Origin of the sequence: Bradyrhizobium shewense (genome assembly GCF_900094605.1) — a bacterium.
Classification (GTDB): domain Bacteria; phylum Pseudomonadota; class Alphaproteobacteria; order Rhizobiales; family Xanthobacteraceae; genus Bradyrhizobium; species Bradyrhizobium shewense.
Genome location: NZ_FMAI01000007.1, coordinates 235,009 through 251,863, shown reverse-complemented (window position 1 = coordinate 251,863; position 16,855 = coordinate 235,009). Strand labels below are relative to the sequence as shown.

The following is a 16,855-nucleotide window of genomic DNA, read 5'->3' as shown; positions in this document are numbered from 1 at the left end:
GGGGCCGAACCGGTCCGCGGCATCGTCACAGTATGGTGGCGTATTTATTGACCAGCAGGATGTCCTCGACGGCCTGGATGTCCTTCTGCGACGACAGCGTAATCTCCTCGACGGCGGCGTGGAGGTCGCAGCCCTCGCGCAGAACGCGGTCGTAGATCTCTCGTCGCCGTGCCTCGTCGGGCGGCAGCATGAAGATGCTGTAGAGGATCAGGCCATTCAAGCGGGGCAACTCGTCCAGGATGTCCTCGAGCACCATGTAGCTGCCGGGCATGATGTGCTCGACGGCGCTGAGCAGAAATTGCAGATTCTTCCGCCGCGCGTAGTCGCGGATCACGATGTTCTGGACGTGCTGCGGGGTGCGGCTGCCGTTCAGCGGCCGCGCGCCGATATAGCCGCGATGGCCGGCTCGCTCAGCCATGGAAGCCCCCTGGGAGCTTGTACTGCATGCCGACCCGCGTCGCCGGGCGCAGCAGGATCGGCTCGAAGAACTCGCCGAAGCGCTTGTCCGCATAGGGCGACATGATGCTCTTGAAGCGGCAGTTCATGCTCCAGCGCGTGCCCGGCTCCTCGTTGACGCGATTGCCGTGCATCAGGGTCTGGTTGAACAGCATCACGTGACCGTAGGGGATCTCGATGAAGGTCGCGTGCGGCTTGATCGACTTGTACAGCTCCTCGGCGCTGCGCAGGCTTGCCATCCGGTCCTGCATGTCGCCGTTCAGCGACGGCGGCAGCAGATACATCGCCTTGGTGTGGTGGACGTCCACCAGCGGCACCCACACCACGACCTCGAACGGCGAGTCGCCCGACCAGACATCGGAATGGGTGGCGAGCAGCGAGGAATCGTCGCCGGGCATCTGGATGCTGAGATTGACGCGGCGCTGCATGCAGAGCTCGTTGCCGACGATGGTCTCGATCGTCGAGCGCGCCAGGCGGAAATAGGTCGGCCGAAACCACGCCTCGGCGTTGAGGCCGTTGAAGACGTGCAGCCGCAGGCCGTTGAGATCGTCCACGCTCACCCGTGTGTGGATGCTGTCCAGCATCGCATAGGGATCGTTGCTGTGCGGCAGCTTCAGATAGTCCGCGGCAAGCTCCGCGGCGCGCCGTTGGATCCGATCGAGCCCGGCGCGATCATCGGTCGGCGTGGTGACGAAGCCGTTGTCGATGAAGCGCTGCGCCAGAGCCTGCTCGTCGGCCTGAAAGAAGTCCGTATCCGTCATGCAAAATACTCCCGGGCGGTCGCGCAGATATAGCTGATATCGGCGGCCGACAGGAACTGGTTGATGGGAAGCGTGAGGATCTGGTCCGCCTGCCGCTCGGTCACCGGGAACGCGCCGCGGCCTTGACCCAGATGCGCCGCCGCCGGCTGCAGGTGGATCGGGACCGGGTAGTGGATGGCGGTCTCGATACCCTTGTCGGCCAGATATTTCTGGAAGTCGTTGCGGCGGTCGGTCTGCACCACGAAGGTGTGGAAGGTGTTGAACTCGATGTTGCGGCAGGGCGGAATGAACAGAGAGAGCCCGGCGAGCTCGGCGCGGTATTGCTCGGCGTTGCGCCGCCGACGCTCGATCACCGAGGGCAGGTGACGCAGGCGAATGCGCAGCACCTCGGCCTGGAGCGTGTCGAGCCGGGACACGATGCCCCACTCCTGGACGTCACTGCGGTTGATGAGGCCGTGATTGCGCAGCCGGCGGATTCTTGCGGCGAGCTCGGCGTCGGCAGTGACGAGGAAGCCGGCATCGCCCGCGGCGTTGAGATTCTTCAGCGGATGGGCGGAGAAGCAGCCGAATGTGCCGATGGTGCCGCTCATCCGGCCGTCATAGGTCGAGCCGACGGCCTGGGCGCTGTCCTCGATCACGGCGAGCGCATGCTTTTCCGCGATCGCCATCAGCGGGGTCATGTCGGCCATGCGCCCGGTCAGGTGCACCGGCATGATCGCCTTGGTGCGCGAGGTGACCGCCGCCTTGACCGCGGCGGGATCGATGTTCTGGTCCGGCAGCACATCCGCAAAGACAGGCGTGGCGCCGACCGCGACGATCGCGGCGGTCGATGCCACGAACGAATTCGGCGGGGTGATCACCTCGTCGCCGGGACCGATGTCGAGCCCCCGCAAGGCGAGGATCAGCGCGTCGGTGCCGGAATTCAGCGTCACGACATGGGGCGAGCCGAGATAGGCGGACAACTCCTCCTCGAGCTTTCCAACCGCTGCGCCCCCGATGAAGTCGCCGCGCTGGAACACGCCCTCGACCGCCTGCATGATCTCGGCGCGCTCTTCCTCGAACTGGGCGGGAAGATTGACGTAACCGATGCGCCGGCGGCCGGTGTCAGCGTCCATGGCAGAACTTCCTGACGGTTTCGATGACGCGGTCCTGCTGCGCGCGCGTCAGATGCTGGTCGACGGGGAAGCTGATGACTTCCTTGGCGTGGCGGTCGGTGACCGGGAAGGTGCCGGGCGCGTAGCCGAGATGCTTGAGGCCTTCCTGCTGATACAGCGGGATCGGATAGTGGATCTTGGCCTCGATGCCGTTGTCCAGGCAGTATTGGTAGAGCTCGTCGCGGCGCTCGGCGAACACCATGTAGAGATGGTAGACGTGCTTCACGTTGGGCCGGCGCGGCGGGACGCGCAGGCCGGGCAGGCCGGCAAGGCCCGCGTCGTAATAGGCCGCGTTCTCGATCCGGCGCCGCGTGATCTCGCTGGTCTGGCCGATCAGCCAGTTGCCGACGACGGCCTGCAAGGAATCGAGCCGCGAATTGCAGCCGAGGATCGCGATCTCGTCGCGGTTCTTCATGCCGTGGTTGCGGATCAGGCGGAGATTCTCGTTCATGCCGTCGTCATTGGTGACGACGACGCCGGCATCGCCCCAGACGTTGAGGTTCTTGAGCGGATGCAGGGAGAAACCGGCCGCGATGCCGTGGGTGCCGGAGCGCTTTCCCGCAAACTCCGAGAGGATGCCCTGGCAGGCGTCCTCGACGACGGGGAGATTATGGCGCTGCGCGATCGCCATCAGCTTGCCCATGTCGGTGACCTCGCCGGTCAGCTGAACCGGCATGATCGCCTTGGTCTTCTTGGTAATGGCGGCTTCGACCTGGTCGACGTTCATGCAGAAGGAATCGTCGCAATCGACCAGCACCGGCGTCGCGCCGGTTTCCGCGATCGCACCGACGGTGGCGATAAAGGTGTTGGCGGCGGTGATGACCTCGTCGCCATGACCGATGCCGAGCGCCTTGAGCGGCAGCTTGAGCGCATCGGTGCCGGATCCGACGCCGATGGCGTGACGCACGCCGATCAGTTCGGCAAAGCGTTTCTCGAATTCGGCGACGGGCTTGCCAAGGGTGAAGTCACCGGTCGCAACCAGCCGGCCGATCTCGGCCAGGATCGGGGCGGGGTCGGAGAATTGCTCGAGCAGATAGGAATATCGAACGTCGTACATGTGACCCGTCAGGTGGAATGAAGTTGAGGAGCGGAGGTGCGCGACGCCGCGAGCGCGTGCTCGATCGAGGTCGCAATGGCGTTTGGCGCGAGGCCGTGCTTCTTCAGCAGCGAGTCCTGCGAGCCGTAATTGTGCATGAAGCGGTCCGGCAGCGAGAGCCGCAGCATTGCTGGCAGGCCGGAGCCGAGCTTGTCGATCAGTGTCTCCGCGACCGCGCTGCCGAGGCCGCCGGAGGGCACGTGCTCCTCCAGCGTTGCCACGAGCTTGATGCCGCGGATCGCCTGCAGCAGGGCTTCGGTGTCGAGCGGCTTCACCGTATGCATGTGCAGGATGCCGGCGCGAACGCCTTGCGCGGCCAGCAGGTCAGCCGCGGCGATGGCGCGCTGGAGCATTATGCCGGTTGTCACCATGAGGACGTCGCCCGGCGGACGCATCAGGATGGCCTTGCCGATCTCAAAGCCGTGCTCGGCCTTCGAGACGACGGCGTCTCCGCCCTTGCCGAGCCGGATGTAGATCGGTCCGGTCCAGTCAAGCGTCTTGTCCATCATGCGCGCGGCCTCGTCGGCGTCGCACGGGCAGACCACCGTCATGTTCGGCAGCGCCCGCATGATGGCGATGTCCTCGATCGCCTGGTGGGTCGGGCCGAGCGGCGCGTAGACCAGCCCGCCGCCATTGGCGATCAGCCGCACCGGCAGATTGTGCAGGCAGAGATCGACGGCCACCTGCTCGTAGCAGCGGCGGGTGAGGAATGTCGCGATGGTGTTGACGTAGGGCACGAAGCCTTCCATCGCCAGGCCAGCCGACATGCCGATGATGTGCGATTCAGAAATGCCCTCGATCAGATGGCGCTTGGGAAACTCCTTGCTCATCGCACGCAGCGTGCCGGCGCCGGGATCGGAGCCGATGTAAAGCACACGCTCGTCGCGCGCGGCGAGCTTGTGGACCATGTTCATCGCGGTGTTGCGCATGGGGAGCCGATCAAAAATCGCCGACGGCGACGCGGATGGCGTCGAGCTCGCTGTCGGACAGCTTGTTCTTGTGATGCCAATCGGCGTTGGATTCCGCGGCCGGCAGACCCTTGCCCTTGACGGTATGGCAGATGATCGCGGTGGGCTTGCCCGGAACGGCCGGGACCTGCTTCAGGACGGTGCGCAGGGCGCCGACGTCGTGGCCGTTGAGCTCCTGCACGGCAAAGCCGAAGCTGCGCCATTTGTCCGCGAGCGGCTCCAGCGGCAGCACGTAGTCGGTGGGGCCGTAGCTCTGGAGCTTGTTGTAGTCGATCATCGCGACGAGGTTGTCGAGCCCGTGCTTGGCCGCGCCCATCGCAGCTTCCCACACCGATCCCTCGTTGATCTCGCCGTCGCCGAGCAGCACGAAGGTCCGGTAATTGCGCTCGCGCATGCGGGCGGCGAGCGCAAGGCCGACGCCGATCGACAGACCGTGTCCGAGCGCGCCGGTTGACGCCTCGACACCCGGCACCATGCCGTATTCGGGATGTCCGCCCAAGATACTGTCGGAGCCGCAAAAGCCGTCGAGCTCCGACAGCGGGAAGAAGCCGCGATCGGCGAGCAGCGCGTAGAGCGCCAGGCAACCGTGTCCCTTGCTGAGGATGGCGCGGTCGCGTTCGGGATCGCGCGGGTTGTTCGGATCGATCCGCAGGATGTCGTCGTAGAGCACGCGGACGATTTCGATCAGCGACAGGGCCGGACCGACATGGCCGCGTCCGGCGGAGCGGACAGAACCAAGGACTAGGCGGCGCAAATAAAGACTGCGCTCGTCCAGCGTGCAGGTGAGGGCGGCTTCAGCGTGGGGTGAGATCTGGATCACGTCGGCGACTCGCTTGGCAAATCGTTTGGTGGAGCCGGCGAGCTTTGTCGAGCTGACCGACAAGGCGAATCGTAACATCGCTACCTTGCGCAGCCATTGCGCGCCGGGAGCGGCTTTCCGGCAAATAGGCATTCAGCACAATCAGGCACCAAATCGCCCCAAACAGAGGATACAGTGCGTCACGGCGGATCGCAAACGCGTCATCGCTCGCTTCGAAGGTCCGCGACAGCCGTTCGATCAATCGATTCGCGCTCGCCTCGGGCAGATCGCTCCCGGGGTGAATGGCGGCGTCGGATACCAGCTTGACCGGATCGTCCCAGCCGAAATATTCGAAATCGATGAATCGCAAGCACCCGTCTTCGGCACGCAGCGCGTTGTGCAGTCCGAAATCGGACGGACTTAGGGCGCGATGGGCGGGCGCAAGGTCCGCTGCGGGATCATGCCCCAGTTCCGCGTAGCGTCGGCGGAGCTTGCGAATCGTGGCATCAGTGCCAGGAATCAGGCTGCGTTCCAAGAACGCACGCAGGTCGGGATGATCATCCGCGGGTCGTCTCAGTCCGTCCAAGCGCTGCTCGTACTGGGCGATGGCTTGCTCGGGTGAAAAGATGCTGGCCGAGGCGTTGCGCAAATTCTGCGCGCCGTCGGCGTCGCGTAACCTCTGCAGCTCGATCAGGAAATCGGCGAGCTGGTCGGCATCGTCGCCCCGGGGGTGCAGCCCCGCGGCCTCGCCGTCGAACCATTGGTACAGCGCGCAGAACGCATCCGCGTCCTTCCCCACGGGCCGCGGTGTCGACATGATGCCGTGGCGCGACAGAAACGAGAGCGCGTCATATTCCTGTCCTAGGCGATCGCGTCCGTCGGACGGATAATGCTTGAGGGCGAGGGGCGGTCCCTCCGCCATCTCTAGCCGAAACACCCTGTTGTTGCCGCCGGACCGTGCCGGTTGGGCGGCAGCGACCCGTGCCCCGGCCAGGCGGCTGCCAATCGCCGTCGCATCTGACTCGGTGATGTCGGGCTGGCTCATGCAGCAAATACCTCGCGGCGGATATCGGCCCATGTCGCGATCGGCTTGCAGCGCGCAGGGTGGGGAGGCTGCGAACGCGTGAACAGGATCGATCGCGTGGCCTTCGGAAAATGGGGGTGCTCGAAAACGTCGACGAGATCGTCGATGAAGACATCGAGCGACAGCTGCACAAGTCTATCGACCTTGGCGGCCAGTGTGTCCTCGAAATAGACGTCGCCAACGGCCAGCGCCGCGTCGATCAGGCCGGCTCTCAGCAGCCAGCTGCGCGCGGCGTCGCGCAGGTCGGTGCGATCGGGGTCCTGATGACCGTACCGGGTCTTGTGGCTGACGATGTAGACCTTCGCGCCGGCCTGCCTGCACGCCGCGAGGAATTCCCGCACCCCCGGATAGATTTCGGCGCCGCGAATTCCCTTGCCGTAGACGAAGCCTTGCAGTCCTTGCCAGGCAAGCTCGCCGCCCGCGCGGGATCGCAAGAGATCCCGTACATCGGTCTTCAGCCCTTCCCACCCATCAGGCACCAGCTCACGCTGACGCGCGACGGAAGCAAAGACCTTGTCGTAGCAGATGATCGTGTTGTCGAAATCGATGCCGATGCGCACGCCGCTCACTTCAGGCTGATGTTCTGCATCATCTTGATGTTGAAGTACCGGGGGTCGTTGAGCGAGTTCGGCAGGCGGCCGGATTTGAACGCGTCCACGAGGCCGGAGACGGCCTGTTCGATCGTGTGCGTCGGTGCGAATCCAAGCTCGCGGCGGATCTTCTCCGAAGAAACATGGTACGAGCGGAGATCGTCGGTCGGCTCGACGACGACGTCGACATTACTGCCGACCACCGACTTGACGATCTCGGCGATCTTCATAAGCGAGTGGTTCTCGTAGCCGATATTGTAGGTCTTGCCGTCGATCTTCGCATCGCCCTGCTGCAACAGGAACAGATAGGCGGCGGACATGTCCTTGATGTGCAGATTGGGCCGGCGCTGCGTTCCGCCGAACACGCGGATGCGGCCGGTGTTGACCGCGAGATTAGTCAGGATGTTGACGACGACGTCGAGTCGCTGCCGCGGTGCGAAGCCGCAGACGGTGGCGGGACGAACCGTGCAGGTGACGAAGCCGGACGCAGCCTCTTCGGCGAGGTCGGTCTCGCACATCGCCTTGAACTTGGAGTAGTCCGTGAGCGGCTCACAGGACAGTTCCTCGGTCACCTCGGCCTCGTCCTTGATGCCGTAGACGCTGGACGATGAGGCATAGATGAAGCGCTTGATGCCTTCCTTCTTGGCGGCCCGCACCATCGGCCGGAAGCAATCGTAATTGATGGATTTGCCGAGCTCCGGATCCAGCTCGAACGACGGGTCGTTGGAGATGCAAGCGAGGTGGATCACGGCGTTGTTGCCGCGCAGGGCCTTGTTGATCGCGGCCCCATCGCGGATGTCGCCCTTGATTAGGCGCAGATTGGGATTGTTGCGGACCGCATCGAAAACGTCCTCGCCATACATGAACAGGTCGAGCACGGTGACCTTGTGGCCCGCAGCGAGCAACTGGGGAACTAGCACGCTGCCAACATAGCCGGCGCCACCGGTAACCATCACATTCCATTTTTGATCGATCACTGTCGTTCTCCAGTATTTGCCGTTCGCGCTACTTCAACAACGCGGTGACGAACTTGACCAGCGGCACCTTCTCGACCGAGCTGCGGTGGCCGACGATCCCAACCTTGATCGCGCCGGCCGCGTTGCCGATGAAGGCGACGTCCTCGATATTGCCGCCGGCGGCGACCAGTGGCGCGGTGATCGTCAAGAAAGCATCTCCCGCGCCGACGGTGTCGACGACGGTCTTGGTGAAAGCGGGAACGCGCGCGACGCCGGTTTTCGACGAGAACGGGTAGCAGCCGAAGGAACCGTGCGTGATGATCATGTTGTCGCAGTCGATTTTGCCGTGCAGGCCGGTCTCGATCACGGACGCGATGTCGCTGAACTTGTCGGTTGCCGCCAGACGCGCCTCCGGCGCGTCGATGCAGATATAATCAGCGCGCGGATATTTCGTGATCAGATTGTAGCCGTGATTGCCGCTGTTGCTCTGGGCATTGACCGCCAGGAACTTGGCATTAGCGTTCAGGGCATCGATCGTGCTCGAGGCGATCATCCCGTGACCGAAATCTGTGACGATCACGACATCGGCGCCACGAACGCGATCGGCGATGACACGGTCGATCTCATTCCGATCGGCCTCGTCGAGCGGCGTGTCGTCCATGGTGTAGACTTCGAAGAGCTTGTGCAGATAGCCCAGCTCGACGAACCGCGATTTGCGGGTCGTCGGACGGCCCTGAATGCGGATCGGCGTCAACATGACATTCGGGCGGACATGCGCGCGGATGAACTCTTCGGGGTAGTCGTTTCCACCCAGCGTCGTGACGATCTCCACCGACTTGCAGAAGCTCGCGACATGGTTGGCCGCGGCAATGACGCCGCCGGCGAATTGCTCGCCGTTCTTGAACAGCGTGGCGACGATGTTTTCCTTCGAGGACTTTCCGAGCGCAGTGACGTACTGGTATTCGTCGATGATGGTGTCGCCGACCAGCACGACGTGCATGTCCTGCACCTTGTCGATCAGCTTCAGTAGGCGATCGGAGCCGCCACCTTCACGGACCTTTTGCAGATAGTCGCGCAGTGGCGGATCGTAGATGTCGAAATAGCGGTTCACCAGTGACGAGGAGCTGAACGTCAGGTCGCGCGTGAACACGATGCGTCCGCCGTGACGCTCGACGGCTTCGCGCTCGGTCCGGATCTTGCCGGTCACGTCGTCTTTGGGGTTCTCGTAGTCGGACCCCTTCACGTAGATGTCCGGCCGCACCGTATCCAGGATCGGCTCGGCGCTCGAGGCGTGATTGATACCGACCCAATCGACGTTCGCGAGCGAGGCCAGCATTTCGGCACGCATGTTTTCGGGGAAGATCGGCCGCCCCGGGCCCTTGTTGACGTAACGGTCGGCGGTGATCGTCACCATGACGATGTCGCCCTCGTTATGCGCCGCTTGGATGTGCCTGATATGGCCGAGATGCACGAGGTCAAAGACGCCGTGGCAGAGTGCGACCGCCCGGCCATGCGCTTGTGCGGACCGCGCGATCTCGCCCAGTTCCTCGATTGTCTTGATCTTTTCGTGCGCCAGTTGGTCGGTCGACGCCGGATTGTCGGTCGGAAAATTACCCATGTATCATATTACCCCAAGGCGCCGGTCCGCCTCGGCCGGCGGGCCCGGAATTGATCGATTCGCGGCAACGATACCTAGCGAACCTGTTCAATAGCTTGCGTTCCGCGGCGTGCCGGACGCGTCGTTGTCGTCACCAAGATATTTGAACCAGTCCTTCGTGGCGTTCGCGATCTTGTCCACCGTCCACAGGGGCGCGTCCTTGTACTGATCCATCGACTTCAGCATCGTCGCGACGCCGTCCTCGAATTTCACCATCGGCGTCCATTTCAGGATCCGCTTGATCTTGGTGATGTCGGCATAGGTGCAATCGGGCTCGCCGGGACGCTTAGGAATGTGGACCTTGTCGCCGCCGAGAAGCTCGACCAGCCGGTTGACACTGTAGGTGTTGTCGGAGCCGACGTTGAAGATTTCGTTCGAGACCTCGGAGCGCGCCGCGGTCACGAAGGCATCGGCGACATCGCTGACGAATGTGAAGTCGCGGGTCTGCTCGCCATCGCCGACCACCGTGAAGGGCTTTCCGGCGAGCTTCTGCGCCATGAACACGCCGAACACGGCGCCGTAGGTGCCCGTGGTACGATGGCGCGGTCCGTACACATTGAACAGGCGCAGCGCGACGGAGGGCAGCTTGTAGACCTGGCACCAGTGCATGACGCACTGCTCGCCGAGATTTTTGGTCAGCGCATAGGGGTACATCGGCCTGATCTCGGCGCTCTCCGGCGTCGGATAGGCGTTGGGAATTCCGTAGCAGGACGACGACGCGGCGTAGACGAAGCGGCGGACGTCTGCCAGCCGCGCAGCCTCGAGCACATTCACGGTGCCGTCGACATTGGCGCGGTGATACGGGATCGGTGACTCGATCGAGGGAACGATGTCGGCCAGCGCAGCGAGGTGGAAGACCCAGTCGATACCGTAGAAATACGGCTTGATCGATTGGAGGTCGGTGACGTCGGCCCGCACGATCTTCAGCCGTCCCGAATCGGCGCGCGACGATAGATTTTCGGGGCGTCCGATGACGAAATTGTCGAGTGCGACAACGTCGTGGCCGTCGTCAAGGAGGCGATCGACGAGATGACTGCCGATGAAGCCGGCGCCGCCAGTAACGATGCATTTCATTGGGAACATCCATGCGCGAATGCCCTGCGGGCGTCGCCAATGTTAAGTGAACCCTGACGCCGACTAACAGTGGTTCGCGTGTTTTGCAAGCAAGATACCTTTGCAATCCCTAGTAATAATCGGTATCACGACTCATGTTGCAGTCGAGCCGCCAACCTATGCCCGCCGAGTCCGTCGATCCCGATCACAAGTCTTTTCTCGACGATTACGTGGGGCGCCTCCATCGCGCGACCGCGATTGACGACGGGGTTTTCGCCAGGATCTCCGCCACCCGCACGACCTGGTTGCGCGCGCGCGAGCAGGGCGGTCGCGTCATCTTCATCGGCAATGGCGGCTCGGCCGGCATCGCCTCGCATCTCGCGATCGATCTAGCGAAGAACGCGTCGGTGCCTGCGCTCTGCTTCAGCGACGCGAGCATGATGTCGTGCCTCGCCAACGATTATGGATTCGAGGACTGGATTGCGCACGCCGTGCGGCTGAGCGCGCGTATCGGCGACTGCCTCGTTGCGATCAGCTCGTCGGGACGTTCGAAGAACATCCTTAATGCAGTCGCGCAGGCGCGGACGATGAAGCTCGACGTGATCACGCTGTCGGGCATGAATGCGGGCAATCCGCTGCGCAATCTCGGCGACGTCAATTTTTACGTCGACAGCCGCAGCTACAATATTGTCGAGACCACGCACCAGTTCTGGATGATGGCCGCGATCGACCTCGTCATCGGTCGCGCGGAATATCCGGCATCCTGAGGCGGCATCCGATGCAGTCGCGGTGCAAGCAGGCGGCCCCGTTTTCGGTGAAGCTGCTGCTGTCGATTGCCTCGCTGGTCTACATCGCGCGCGGTCTCGACCTGCCCCAGTTGCGCAACCATCTCGTCTCGGTCGATCCCTTGCTGTTCGTCCTCGCGCTGGCGCTGATCTTCTTTCAGACCTTCGTGCTCAACGGTCCACGCGCCTCATCGTGCTTCCCGCGATCGCAGTCTCGCTGGGGGCGTGATCTGGCTGGTCAATCCGGAGCGCGGCTTGTATTCAGCGGCGAAGGCCGCGGACGAATCGCTGACCTGGTTGCTGGCGAAGGCCGAGGAGGCATCGAGCCACACCCTTGAGTCGCTTGAACCATTGCCGTCGATCTCATCTCTACGGTATGGGATTGCCTCACCCGCGCGCATGTCTCCGTTTTCTGGTTCCGCAATGAAAAACCTGTTCTACGTCCGCCACACCTGCCGCCTCTGTCATTCGGACAAGCAGGAGCTTGTCGTCCCGATGGCAGGCATGCCGATCGGCACGCCGAACTTCCAGGTCCCGGACGCCAGCGTCGACGATCCCGTGTTCCGCGCTGCGGTGCCAATGGCGTTGCATCTGTGCAGGGATTGCGGCCATCTCCAGATTCTCCATGTCGGTAATCCCGAGATCCAGTACCGCAACTACGTCTACACCACCTCGCTCTCGCTCGGTCTGCGGGAGCACTTCGCGGGCTATGCCAACGACGTCGTCAGCCGCTTCGGCGTCGCGCCGGGCTCGCTGGTCGTCGAGCTCGGCAGCAACGACGGATCGCTGCTCGGCTTCTTCAAAGAGCGCGGCATGCGGGTGCTGGGTGTCGATCCCGCTGTCGATATCGCGAAGCGCGCGACCGAGGCGGGGATCGAGACCATCGGCGATTTCTTCACCGATGCCATCGGTCACCGCATCCTGCAGAGCCACGGTGCGGCGAGCGTCGTGATCGCCAACAACATGATCGCCAATGTCGACAATCTCGATCCACTGGTGATCGGGGTTCGCGACGTGCTCGCGCCGGACGGATTGTTCGTCTTCGAAACGCAATACGGCGTCGACGTCACCGAGAAGAACCTGCTCGACACCGTCTATCACGAGCATCTGTCGTATTTTAACATCAAGCCGCTGATCCGTTTCTTTGCCCGGCTCGGCATGGAGCTGATCGACGTCCAGCACATCTGGACCAAGGGGGGCTCGATCCGCGTGACCGTGCAGCGCGCCGGCGGCGCCAAGAAGCCGTCGGCTGAGGTCGCGCGCTTCGTCGCCGAGGAAGAACGGCTGGGCGTCGATCAGCCGGCCTATTATGCGCCCTATGTGAAGCGGATCGCCGCGATCCGCGACGAGCTGGTCGCGATGGCTGATGCCGCTCATGCGCGCGGGCAGCTCGTTGCCGGCTACGGCGTCTCGGTCGGCACCACGATGCTGCTGCCGCAGTTCGGTCTGGAGAACAAGATCGACTTCCTGGTCGACGACGATCCCAAGAAGGGGAACGTGATGGCCGGCCCGGGTTACGATATCCCGATCCTGCCGCCTGCCGCCCTTTACGAGCGCAAGCCGGCGTTCGTCGTCGTCTTCGCCTGGCGCTACGTCGACCCGATCCGGGCCAAGCACGCCCGCTACTTCGCCGAAGGCGGAAAGTTCGTGGTGCCGCTGCCGGGCATTTCCATGGTCGAGCGGGCCGACTGACCCGCGCAATAGGGCCGAGGCGGACGCTCCGGGGGAGCGTCTGGGAGGAACCGGACGGGCGCTGCGATTGCGCCCTGAAGGGTGGGTGGATAAGCCGTTGATCCGGCTGGGCTCTACTCTAGCGCCCGGGAAGGTCGGCTGGTCCAGTCGGGCCCTCTATATCTTGACCTTTGGTCCTATCCGCAGTAGATACCCCGCACTCGCAGCCGGCCCGTTAGACGCGGATCTCCGGCGCGGCTTTGAAATCCCCGAACAATCGAGCCCGGTTTCCGGCTCATCCTTCGAGACAGAGGGCTGGGCCAACGGCGGCTGTTCGGATCCCTGAAATTCATTCGCGTCTGTCGACGGACGTTGGACATCAAAACGATGGCAGTCAGCCCGTTCAAGTTCTTGCAGGAAGTGCGCTCGGAGACCGCCAAGGTCACTTGGCCGACCCGCCGCGAGACCACGATCACCACCATCATGGTGTTCGTCATGGTCGCCGTGGCCTCGATCTTCTTCTTCGCCGCCGACCAGATCATCCGTGTCCTCATCACTTACCTTCTGGGCATTCACTGATGGCAACCGCAACCGCTCAACTGTCCGACAAGCGCTGGTACATCGTCCACGCCTACTCGAACTTCGAGAAGAAGGTCGCCGAATCGATCCGCGAGCAGGCCAAGCAGCGCGGGCTCGAGGAGCTGTTCGAACTGGTGCTGGTTCCGACCGAGAAGGTCACCGAAGTGCGCCGCGGCCGTAAGATCGACGCCGAGCGCAAGTTCTTCCCCGGCTACGTGCTGGTGAAGATGAAGCTGACCGACGAAGCGTTTCACCTGATCAAGAACACGCCGAAGGTCACGGGCTTCCTCGGCGCCGAAAACAAGCCGATGCCGATCTCGGAATCCGAGGCCATGCGCATCCTGCACCAGGTGCAGGAAGGCGTGGAACGGCCGAAGGCGTCGGTGTCGTTCGAGATCGGCGAGAACGTGCGCGTGGCCGATGGCCCGTTCGCCTCGTTCTCGGGTGTCGTCGAGGAAATCGACGAGGCGCGCTCGCGCGTGAAGGTCGCTGTGTCGATCTTCGGCCGTGCCACGCCGGTCGAATTGGAATTCGGTCAGGTCGAGAAGGTCTGACCGGGTAGCGCGTGAAGCCGAAAAGCTTCGCGCAAAGAGAGGCCGTGGGAGGGAGAGGGCGGTTGCCAGCCGCATCCGACCCAGACCACGAACCTGAAACCGCTGGCAGCCAGCCGGCACAACAGGAGTGATACATGGCAAAGAAAGTGACCGGATACCTGAAGCTTCAGGTCCCGGCCGGTGCGGCGAATCCTTCGCCCCCGATCGGTCCCGCGCTCGGTCAGCGCGGTCTCAACATCATGGAGTTCTGCAAGGCGTTCAACGCGCAGACCCAGAAGGAAGAGAAGAACACCCCGATTCCCGTCGTGATCACGATCTACGCCGATCGTTCGTTCACGTTCGAGATGAAGACGCCCCCGATGTCCTTCTTCCTCAAGCAGGCCGCCAAGATCCAGTCCGGCTCGAAGGCGCCGGGCCGTGACAAGGCCGGCAAGGTGACCAAGGCGCAGGTGCGCGAGATCGCCGAGAAGAAGATGAAGGATCTCAATTGCGATTCCATCGAGTCGGCCATGAAGATGGTCGAGGGCTCTGCCCGTTCGATGGGCCTGGAAGTGGCGGGGTAATTGGTCATGGCAATCGGAAAGCGTTTGAACAAAGCCCGCGAAGGTGTTGACCGCGAAAAGCTTTATCCGCTCGCGGACGCCATCAAGATGGTCAAGGAACGCGCGAAAGCGAAGTTCGACGAGACCATCGAGGTCGCGATCAATCTCGGCGTCGATCCGCGTCACGCCGACCAGATGGTCCGTGGCGTCGTGACCCTGCCGAACGGCACTGGCCGTACGCTCCGCGTCGGCGTGTTTGCCCGCGGCGCCAAGGCCGATGAGGCCAAGGCTGCAGGTGCCGACGTCGTCGGCGCCGAAGACCTGGTCGAGAAGGTTCAGAATGGCTCGATCGATTTCGACCGCTGCATCGCCACCCCCGACATGATGCCGCTCGTCGGCCGTCTCGGTAAGGTGCTGGGCCCGCGCGGCCTGATGCCGAACCCGAAGATCGGTACCGTGACCATGGACGTCACCGGTGCGGTGAAGGGTGCCAAGGGCGGCTCGGTCGAGTTCCGCGTCGAGAAGGCCGGCATCCTGCAGGCCGGCGTCGGCAAGGCCTCGTTCTCCGAGGAGAAGCTGGTCGAGAACATCAAGGCTCTCGCCGATGCTGTCTCGAAGGCGAAGCCGGCCGGTTCCAAGGGCACCTACATCCAGCGCGTTGCGGTGTCCTCGACGATGGGCCCGGGCGTGAAGGTCGAGCCGGGCACCATTCTCGGCTAAGTCTGGAAATTGCATGAGGCGAGGGGCGGAATTGGGCAACCGATTCCGCCCCTCGTCGTTTGTGGCAGGGCTCACCGGAAACAAGAACAATGACTGACAAGGTCCTGATCTATTCGCGCTTTCCCAAGACGATGATGGCGCGCTTTGCCGAACGGTTCGAATTGCTCGACACCGGCGGCAAGCCCGCCGGGGAGGTGTTTTCGGCGGAGGAGCTGAGCGGCATCCGCGCGATGCTGACCGCGGGCGGCTCGCCGCTCGGCGCGGAGGCGATGGACCTGTTTCCCAAGCTCGGCGCGATCGTTTGCTACGGCACCGGCTATGACGGCGTCGATCTGAAGGCGGCAGCGAGCCGCGATATCGCGGTCGGTCACAGTCCCGGCGCCAATGCGGCTTCGGTCGCCGATATCGCGATGACCCTAATGCTGGCGACGACGCGGCGGATCCTGGTCGCCGACCAATATGTCCGCAGCGGCGACTGGGCGGCGTCGAAGCAATCGCCGATGATGCGCCCGCAGGCGGGCATGCCCGGCCGCCGCATCGGCGTCTACGGCATGGGCGAGATCGGCCGCAAGATCGCAGGCCGCTGCGCCGCCTTCGAGAGCGAGGTCGGGTATTTCAGTCGCAGCAAATACGATCTGCCCTATCAATATTTCCCGACGCTGGAGGCCCTGGCCGACTGGTGCAGCGTGCTGATGATCGCGGTCCGGGCAGGGGCCGAGACTCAGCATGTCGTCAATGCCGATATCCTCAAGCGCCTCGGGGAGCACGGCTACGTCGTCAACATCTCCCGCGGCTCTGTTATCGATGAGAAGGCGCTCGTGGCGGCCCTGACCGACAAGACCATCGCCGGCGCCGGCCTCGACGTCTTCGAGAAGGAACCGCACGCCCCCGACGCCCTGACCGCGCTCCCGAACGTGGTCTTCGCCCCCCACATCGGCGGCCATACCCTCGAATCGCACGTCGCCATGCAGAACTGCGTGCTGGCGAACCTGACCGCATTCTTCGAGGGCAAGCCGCTGCCTTATGCGGTCAAATCGGTCTGAATCGGTCCTTATCGGCCCGGATCAAGCGCCCAGGGCAACAGATTGGAACTGGTGCGAATTTTGCTCTTGGCAAGCAGGCGGAGAGCGGTTAAAGAACCGCTTCCGGACGTGCCGGCCTCGGCTGGCGCGTTCGTGCACGCATTCCGAAAACCCGACAAGACAGGAGATCATTCCTTTTCAGGACGTCCGTGAGGATTTGCCCGAAAAGGAAGGAAAACCCGTCGGTTGGTGGAGTGCGGGCAGAGGTCGGACGGTTCGCCGGCTGACCTTGTCCTGTCCAAGACTGCAGGCGCTCGCGGGAAGTTTCGACTTCTCAACGGCTTAATCGCATGGCCTGCATAGACGGGTGAAGACCGAATTTTCACTTCGCGTTCCGCCTTAAGGTGG

At 63.3% G+C, this 16,855-nt stretch carries 19 protein-coding genes; 8 read left to right on the top strand and 11 right to left on the bottom strand.

Annotated features, from left to right (window positions below):
- Positions 1–25: 25 nt before the first annotated feature.
- From GA0061098_RS16190 to GA0061098_RS16140, 11 genes are all read right to left on the bottom strand, one after another.
- Positions 26–418, bottom strand: coding sequence for an LIC12192 family sporadic carbohydrate cluster protein (locus tag GA0061098_RS16190; RefSeq protein ID WP_018322238.1), 393 nt, complete (start codon positions 416–418; stop codon positions 26–28).
- Positions 411–1,217, bottom strand: coding sequence for a sporadic carbohydrate cluster 2OG-Fe(II) oxygenase (locus GA0061098_RS16185; RefSeq protein ID WP_091957482.1), 807 nt, complete (start codon positions 1,215–1,217; stop codon positions 411–413). Before GA0061098_RS16185 ends, GA0061098_RS16190 begins: the two co-directional genes overlap by 8 nt.
- A complete protein-coding gene (locus GA0061098_RS16180) occupies positions 1,214–2,332 on the bottom strand; it encodes a DegT/DnrJ/EryC1/StrS family aminotransferase (protein WP_091957481.1) in 1,119 nt (372 codons plus the stop codon). The genes GA0061098_RS16185 and GA0061098_RS16180 overlap by 4 nt, the downstream gene beginning before the upstream one ends.
- Positions 2,322–3,428, bottom strand: a complete 1,107-nt coding sequence (locus tag GA0061098_RS16175; RefSeq protein ID WP_091957480.1) for a DegT/DnrJ/EryC1/StrS family aminotransferase — start codon at positions 3,426–3,428, stop codon at positions 2,322–2,324. The genes GA0061098_RS16180 and GA0061098_RS16175 overlap by 11 nt, the downstream gene beginning before the upstream one ends.
- 8 nt (positions 3,429–3,436) lie before the next feature.
- The gene (locus GA0061098_RS16170) at positions 3,437–4,396 is read right to left on the bottom strand and encodes a transketolase family protein (RefSeq protein ID WP_091957479.1); all 960 of its coding nucleotides are present in this window, start codon (positions 4,394–4,396) and stop codon (positions 3,437–3,439) included.
- A gap of 10 nt (positions 4,397–4,406) precedes the next feature.
- On the bottom strand, positions 4,407–5,255 hold the full coding sequence (locus GA0061098_RS16165) for a transketolase (protein ID WP_091957477.1): 849 nt from the start codon (positions 5,253–5,255) through the stop codon (positions 4,407–4,409).
- The gene (locus GA0061098_RS16160; RefSeq protein WP_165637393.1) at positions 5,230–6,279 is read right to left on the bottom strand and encodes an aminoglycoside phosphotransferase family protein; all 1,050 of its coding nucleotides are present in this window, start codon (positions 6,277–6,279) and stop codon (positions 5,230–5,232) included. Before GA0061098_RS16160 ends, GA0061098_RS16165 begins: the two co-directional genes overlap by 26 nt.
- The gene (locus GA0061098_RS16155; RefSeq protein ID WP_245323366.1) at positions 6,276–6,878 is read right to left on the bottom strand and encodes an HAD family hydrolase; all 603 of its coding nucleotides are present in this window, start codon (positions 6,876–6,878) and stop codon (positions 6,276–6,278) included. The genes GA0061098_RS16160 and GA0061098_RS16155 overlap by 4 nt, the downstream gene beginning before the upstream one ends.
- Before the next feature lie 5 nt (positions 6,879–6,883).
- The gene (locus GA0061098_RS16150; RefSeq protein WP_091957469.1) at positions 6,884–7,885 is read right to left on the bottom strand and encodes an NAD-dependent epimerase/dehydratase family protein; all 1,002 of its coding nucleotides are present in this window, start codon (positions 7,883–7,885) and stop codon (positions 6,884–6,886) included.
- A gap of 28 nt (positions 7,886–7,913) precedes the next feature.
- Positions 7,914–9,482, bottom strand: a complete 1,569-nt coding sequence (locus tag GA0061098_RS16145; protein ID WP_091957466.1) for a PfkB family carbohydrate kinase — start codon at positions 9,480–9,482, stop codon at positions 7,914–7,916.
- A gap of 87 nt (positions 9,483–9,569) precedes the next feature.
- Positions 9,570–10,595: an SDR family oxidoreductase gene (locus tag GA0061098_RS16140; protein WP_091957463.1), complete on the bottom strand. Its 1,026-nt coding sequence runs from the start codon at positions 10,593–10,595 to the stop codon at positions 9,570–9,572.
- Positions 10,596–10,753: 158 nt separating this feature from the next.
- Between GA0061098_RS16140 and GA0061098_RS16135 the strand changes: the two genes are divergently transcribed.
- From GA0061098_RS16135 to GA0061098_RS16100, 8 genes are all read left to right on the top strand, one after another.
- Complete coding sequence (locus tag GA0061098_RS16135; protein ID WP_245323364.1) at positions 10,754–11,341, top strand: SIS domain-containing protein; 588 nt, start codon at positions 10,754–10,756, stop codon at positions 11,339–11,341.
- Positions 11,342–11,388: 47 nt separating this feature from the next.
- Positions 11,389–11,697: a hypothetical protein gene (locus GA0061098_RS46105; protein WP_245323358.1), complete on the top strand. Its 309-nt coding sequence runs from the start codon at positions 11,389–11,391 to the stop codon at positions 11,695–11,697.
- An 85-nt stretch (positions 11,698–11,782) separates the two neighbouring features.
- The gene (locus GA0061098_RS16125; protein ID WP_091957819.1) at positions 11,783–13,051 is read left to right on the top strand and encodes a class I SAM-dependent methyltransferase; all 1,269 of its coding nucleotides are present in this window, start codon (positions 11,783–11,785) and stop codon (positions 13,049–13,051) included.
- A 366-nt stretch (positions 13,052–13,417) separates the two neighbouring features.
- Positions 13,418–13,609 carry a preprotein translocase subunit SecE gene (gene secE, locus GA0061098_RS16120; protein ID WP_026202711.1) on the top strand — a complete coding sequence of 64 codons (192 nt, stop codon included), beginning with the start codon at positions 13,418–13,420 and terminating at the stop codon, positions 13,607–13,609.
- Positions 13,609–14,163 (top strand): transcription termination/antitermination protein NusG, encoded by a 555-nt coding sequence (nusG, locus tag GA0061098_RS16115; protein ID WP_008136441.1) that lies wholly within the window; start codon positions 13,609–13,611, stop codon positions 14,161–14,163. The genes secE and nusG overlap by 1 nt, the downstream gene beginning before the upstream one ends.
- 134 nt (positions 14,164–14,297) lie before the next feature.
- Positions 14,298–14,726 (top strand): 50S ribosomal protein L11, encoded by a 429-nt coding sequence (rplK, locus tag GA0061098_RS16110; RefSeq protein ID WP_006611824.1) that lies wholly within the window; start codon positions 14,298–14,300, stop codon positions 14,724–14,726.
- 6 nt (positions 14,727–14,732) lie between these two features.
- The gene (gene rplA / locus GA0061098_RS16105) at positions 14,733–15,425 is read left to right on the top strand and encodes a 50S ribosomal protein L1 (protein ID WP_014494487.1); all 693 of its coding nucleotides are present in this window, start codon (positions 14,733–14,735) and stop codon (positions 15,423–15,425) included.
- An 89-nt stretch (positions 15,426–15,514) separates the two neighbouring features.
- Positions 15,515–16,468 carry a 2-hydroxyacid dehydrogenase gene (locus GA0061098_RS16100; RefSeq protein WP_091957459.1) on the top strand — a complete coding sequence of 318 codons (954 nt, stop codon included), beginning with the start codon at positions 15,515–15,517 and terminating at the stop codon, positions 16,466–16,468.
- Positions 16,469–16,855 lie beyond the last annotated feature (387 nt).

Coding starts and splice junctions, on each gene's coding strand:
- GA0061098_RS16190 (WP_018322238.1), bottom strand. CDS start 418: ATGGCTGAGCGAGCCGGCCATCGCGGCTATATCGGCGCGCGGCCGCTG.
- GA0061098_RS16185 (WP_091957482.1), bottom strand. CDS start 1,217: ATGACGGATACGGACTTCTTTCAGGCCGACGAGCAGGCTCTGGCGCAG.
- GA0061098_RS16180 (WP_091957481.1), bottom strand. CDS start 2,332: ATGGACGCTGACACCGGCCGCCGGCGCATCGGTTACGTCAATCTTCCC.
- GA0061098_RS16175 (WP_091957480.1), bottom strand. CDS start 3,428: ATGTACGACGTTCGATATTCCTATCTGCTCGAGCAATTCTCCGACCCC.
- GA0061098_RS16170 (WP_091957479.1), bottom strand. CDS start 4,396: ATGCGCAACACCGCGATGAACATGGTCCACAAGCTCGCCGCGCGCGAC.
- GA0061098_RS16160 (WP_165637393.1), bottom strand. CDS start 6,279: ATGAGCCAGCCCGACATCACCGAGTCAGATGCGACGGCGATTGGCAGC.
- GA0061098_RS16145 (WP_091957466.1), bottom strand. CDS start 9,482: ATGGGTAATTTTCCGACCGACAATCCGGCGTCGACCGACCAACTGGCG.
- GA0061098_RS16140 (WP_091957463.1), bottom strand. CDS start 10,595: ATGAAATGCATCGTTACTGGCGGCGCCGGCTTCATCGGCAGTCATCTC.
- GA0061098_RS16135 (WP_245323364.1), top strand. CDS start 10,754: ATGCCCGCCGAGTCCGTCGATCCCGATCACAAGTCTTTTCTCGACGAT.
- GA0061098_RS16125 (WP_091957819.1), top strand. CDS start 11,783: ATGAAAAACCTGTTCTACGTCCGCCACACCTGCCGCCTCTGTCATTCG.
- secE (WP_026202711.1), top strand. CDS start 13,418: ATGGCAGTCAGCCCGTTCAAGTTCTTGCAGGAAGTGCGCTCGGAGACC.
- nusG (WP_008136441.1), top strand. CDS start 13,609: ATGGCAACCGCAACCGCTCAACTGTCCGACAAGCGCTGGTACATCGTC.
- rplK (WP_006611824.1), top strand. CDS start 14,298: ATGGCAAAGAAAGTGACCGGATACCTGAAGCTTCAGGTCCCGGCCGGT.
- rplA (WP_014494487.1), top strand. CDS start 14,733: ATGGCAATCGGAAAGCGTTTGAACAAAGCCCGCGAAGGTGTTGACCGC.
- GA0061098_RS16100 (WP_091957459.1), top strand. CDS start 15,515: ATGACTGACAAGGTCCTGATCTATTCGCGCTTTCCCAAGACGATGATG.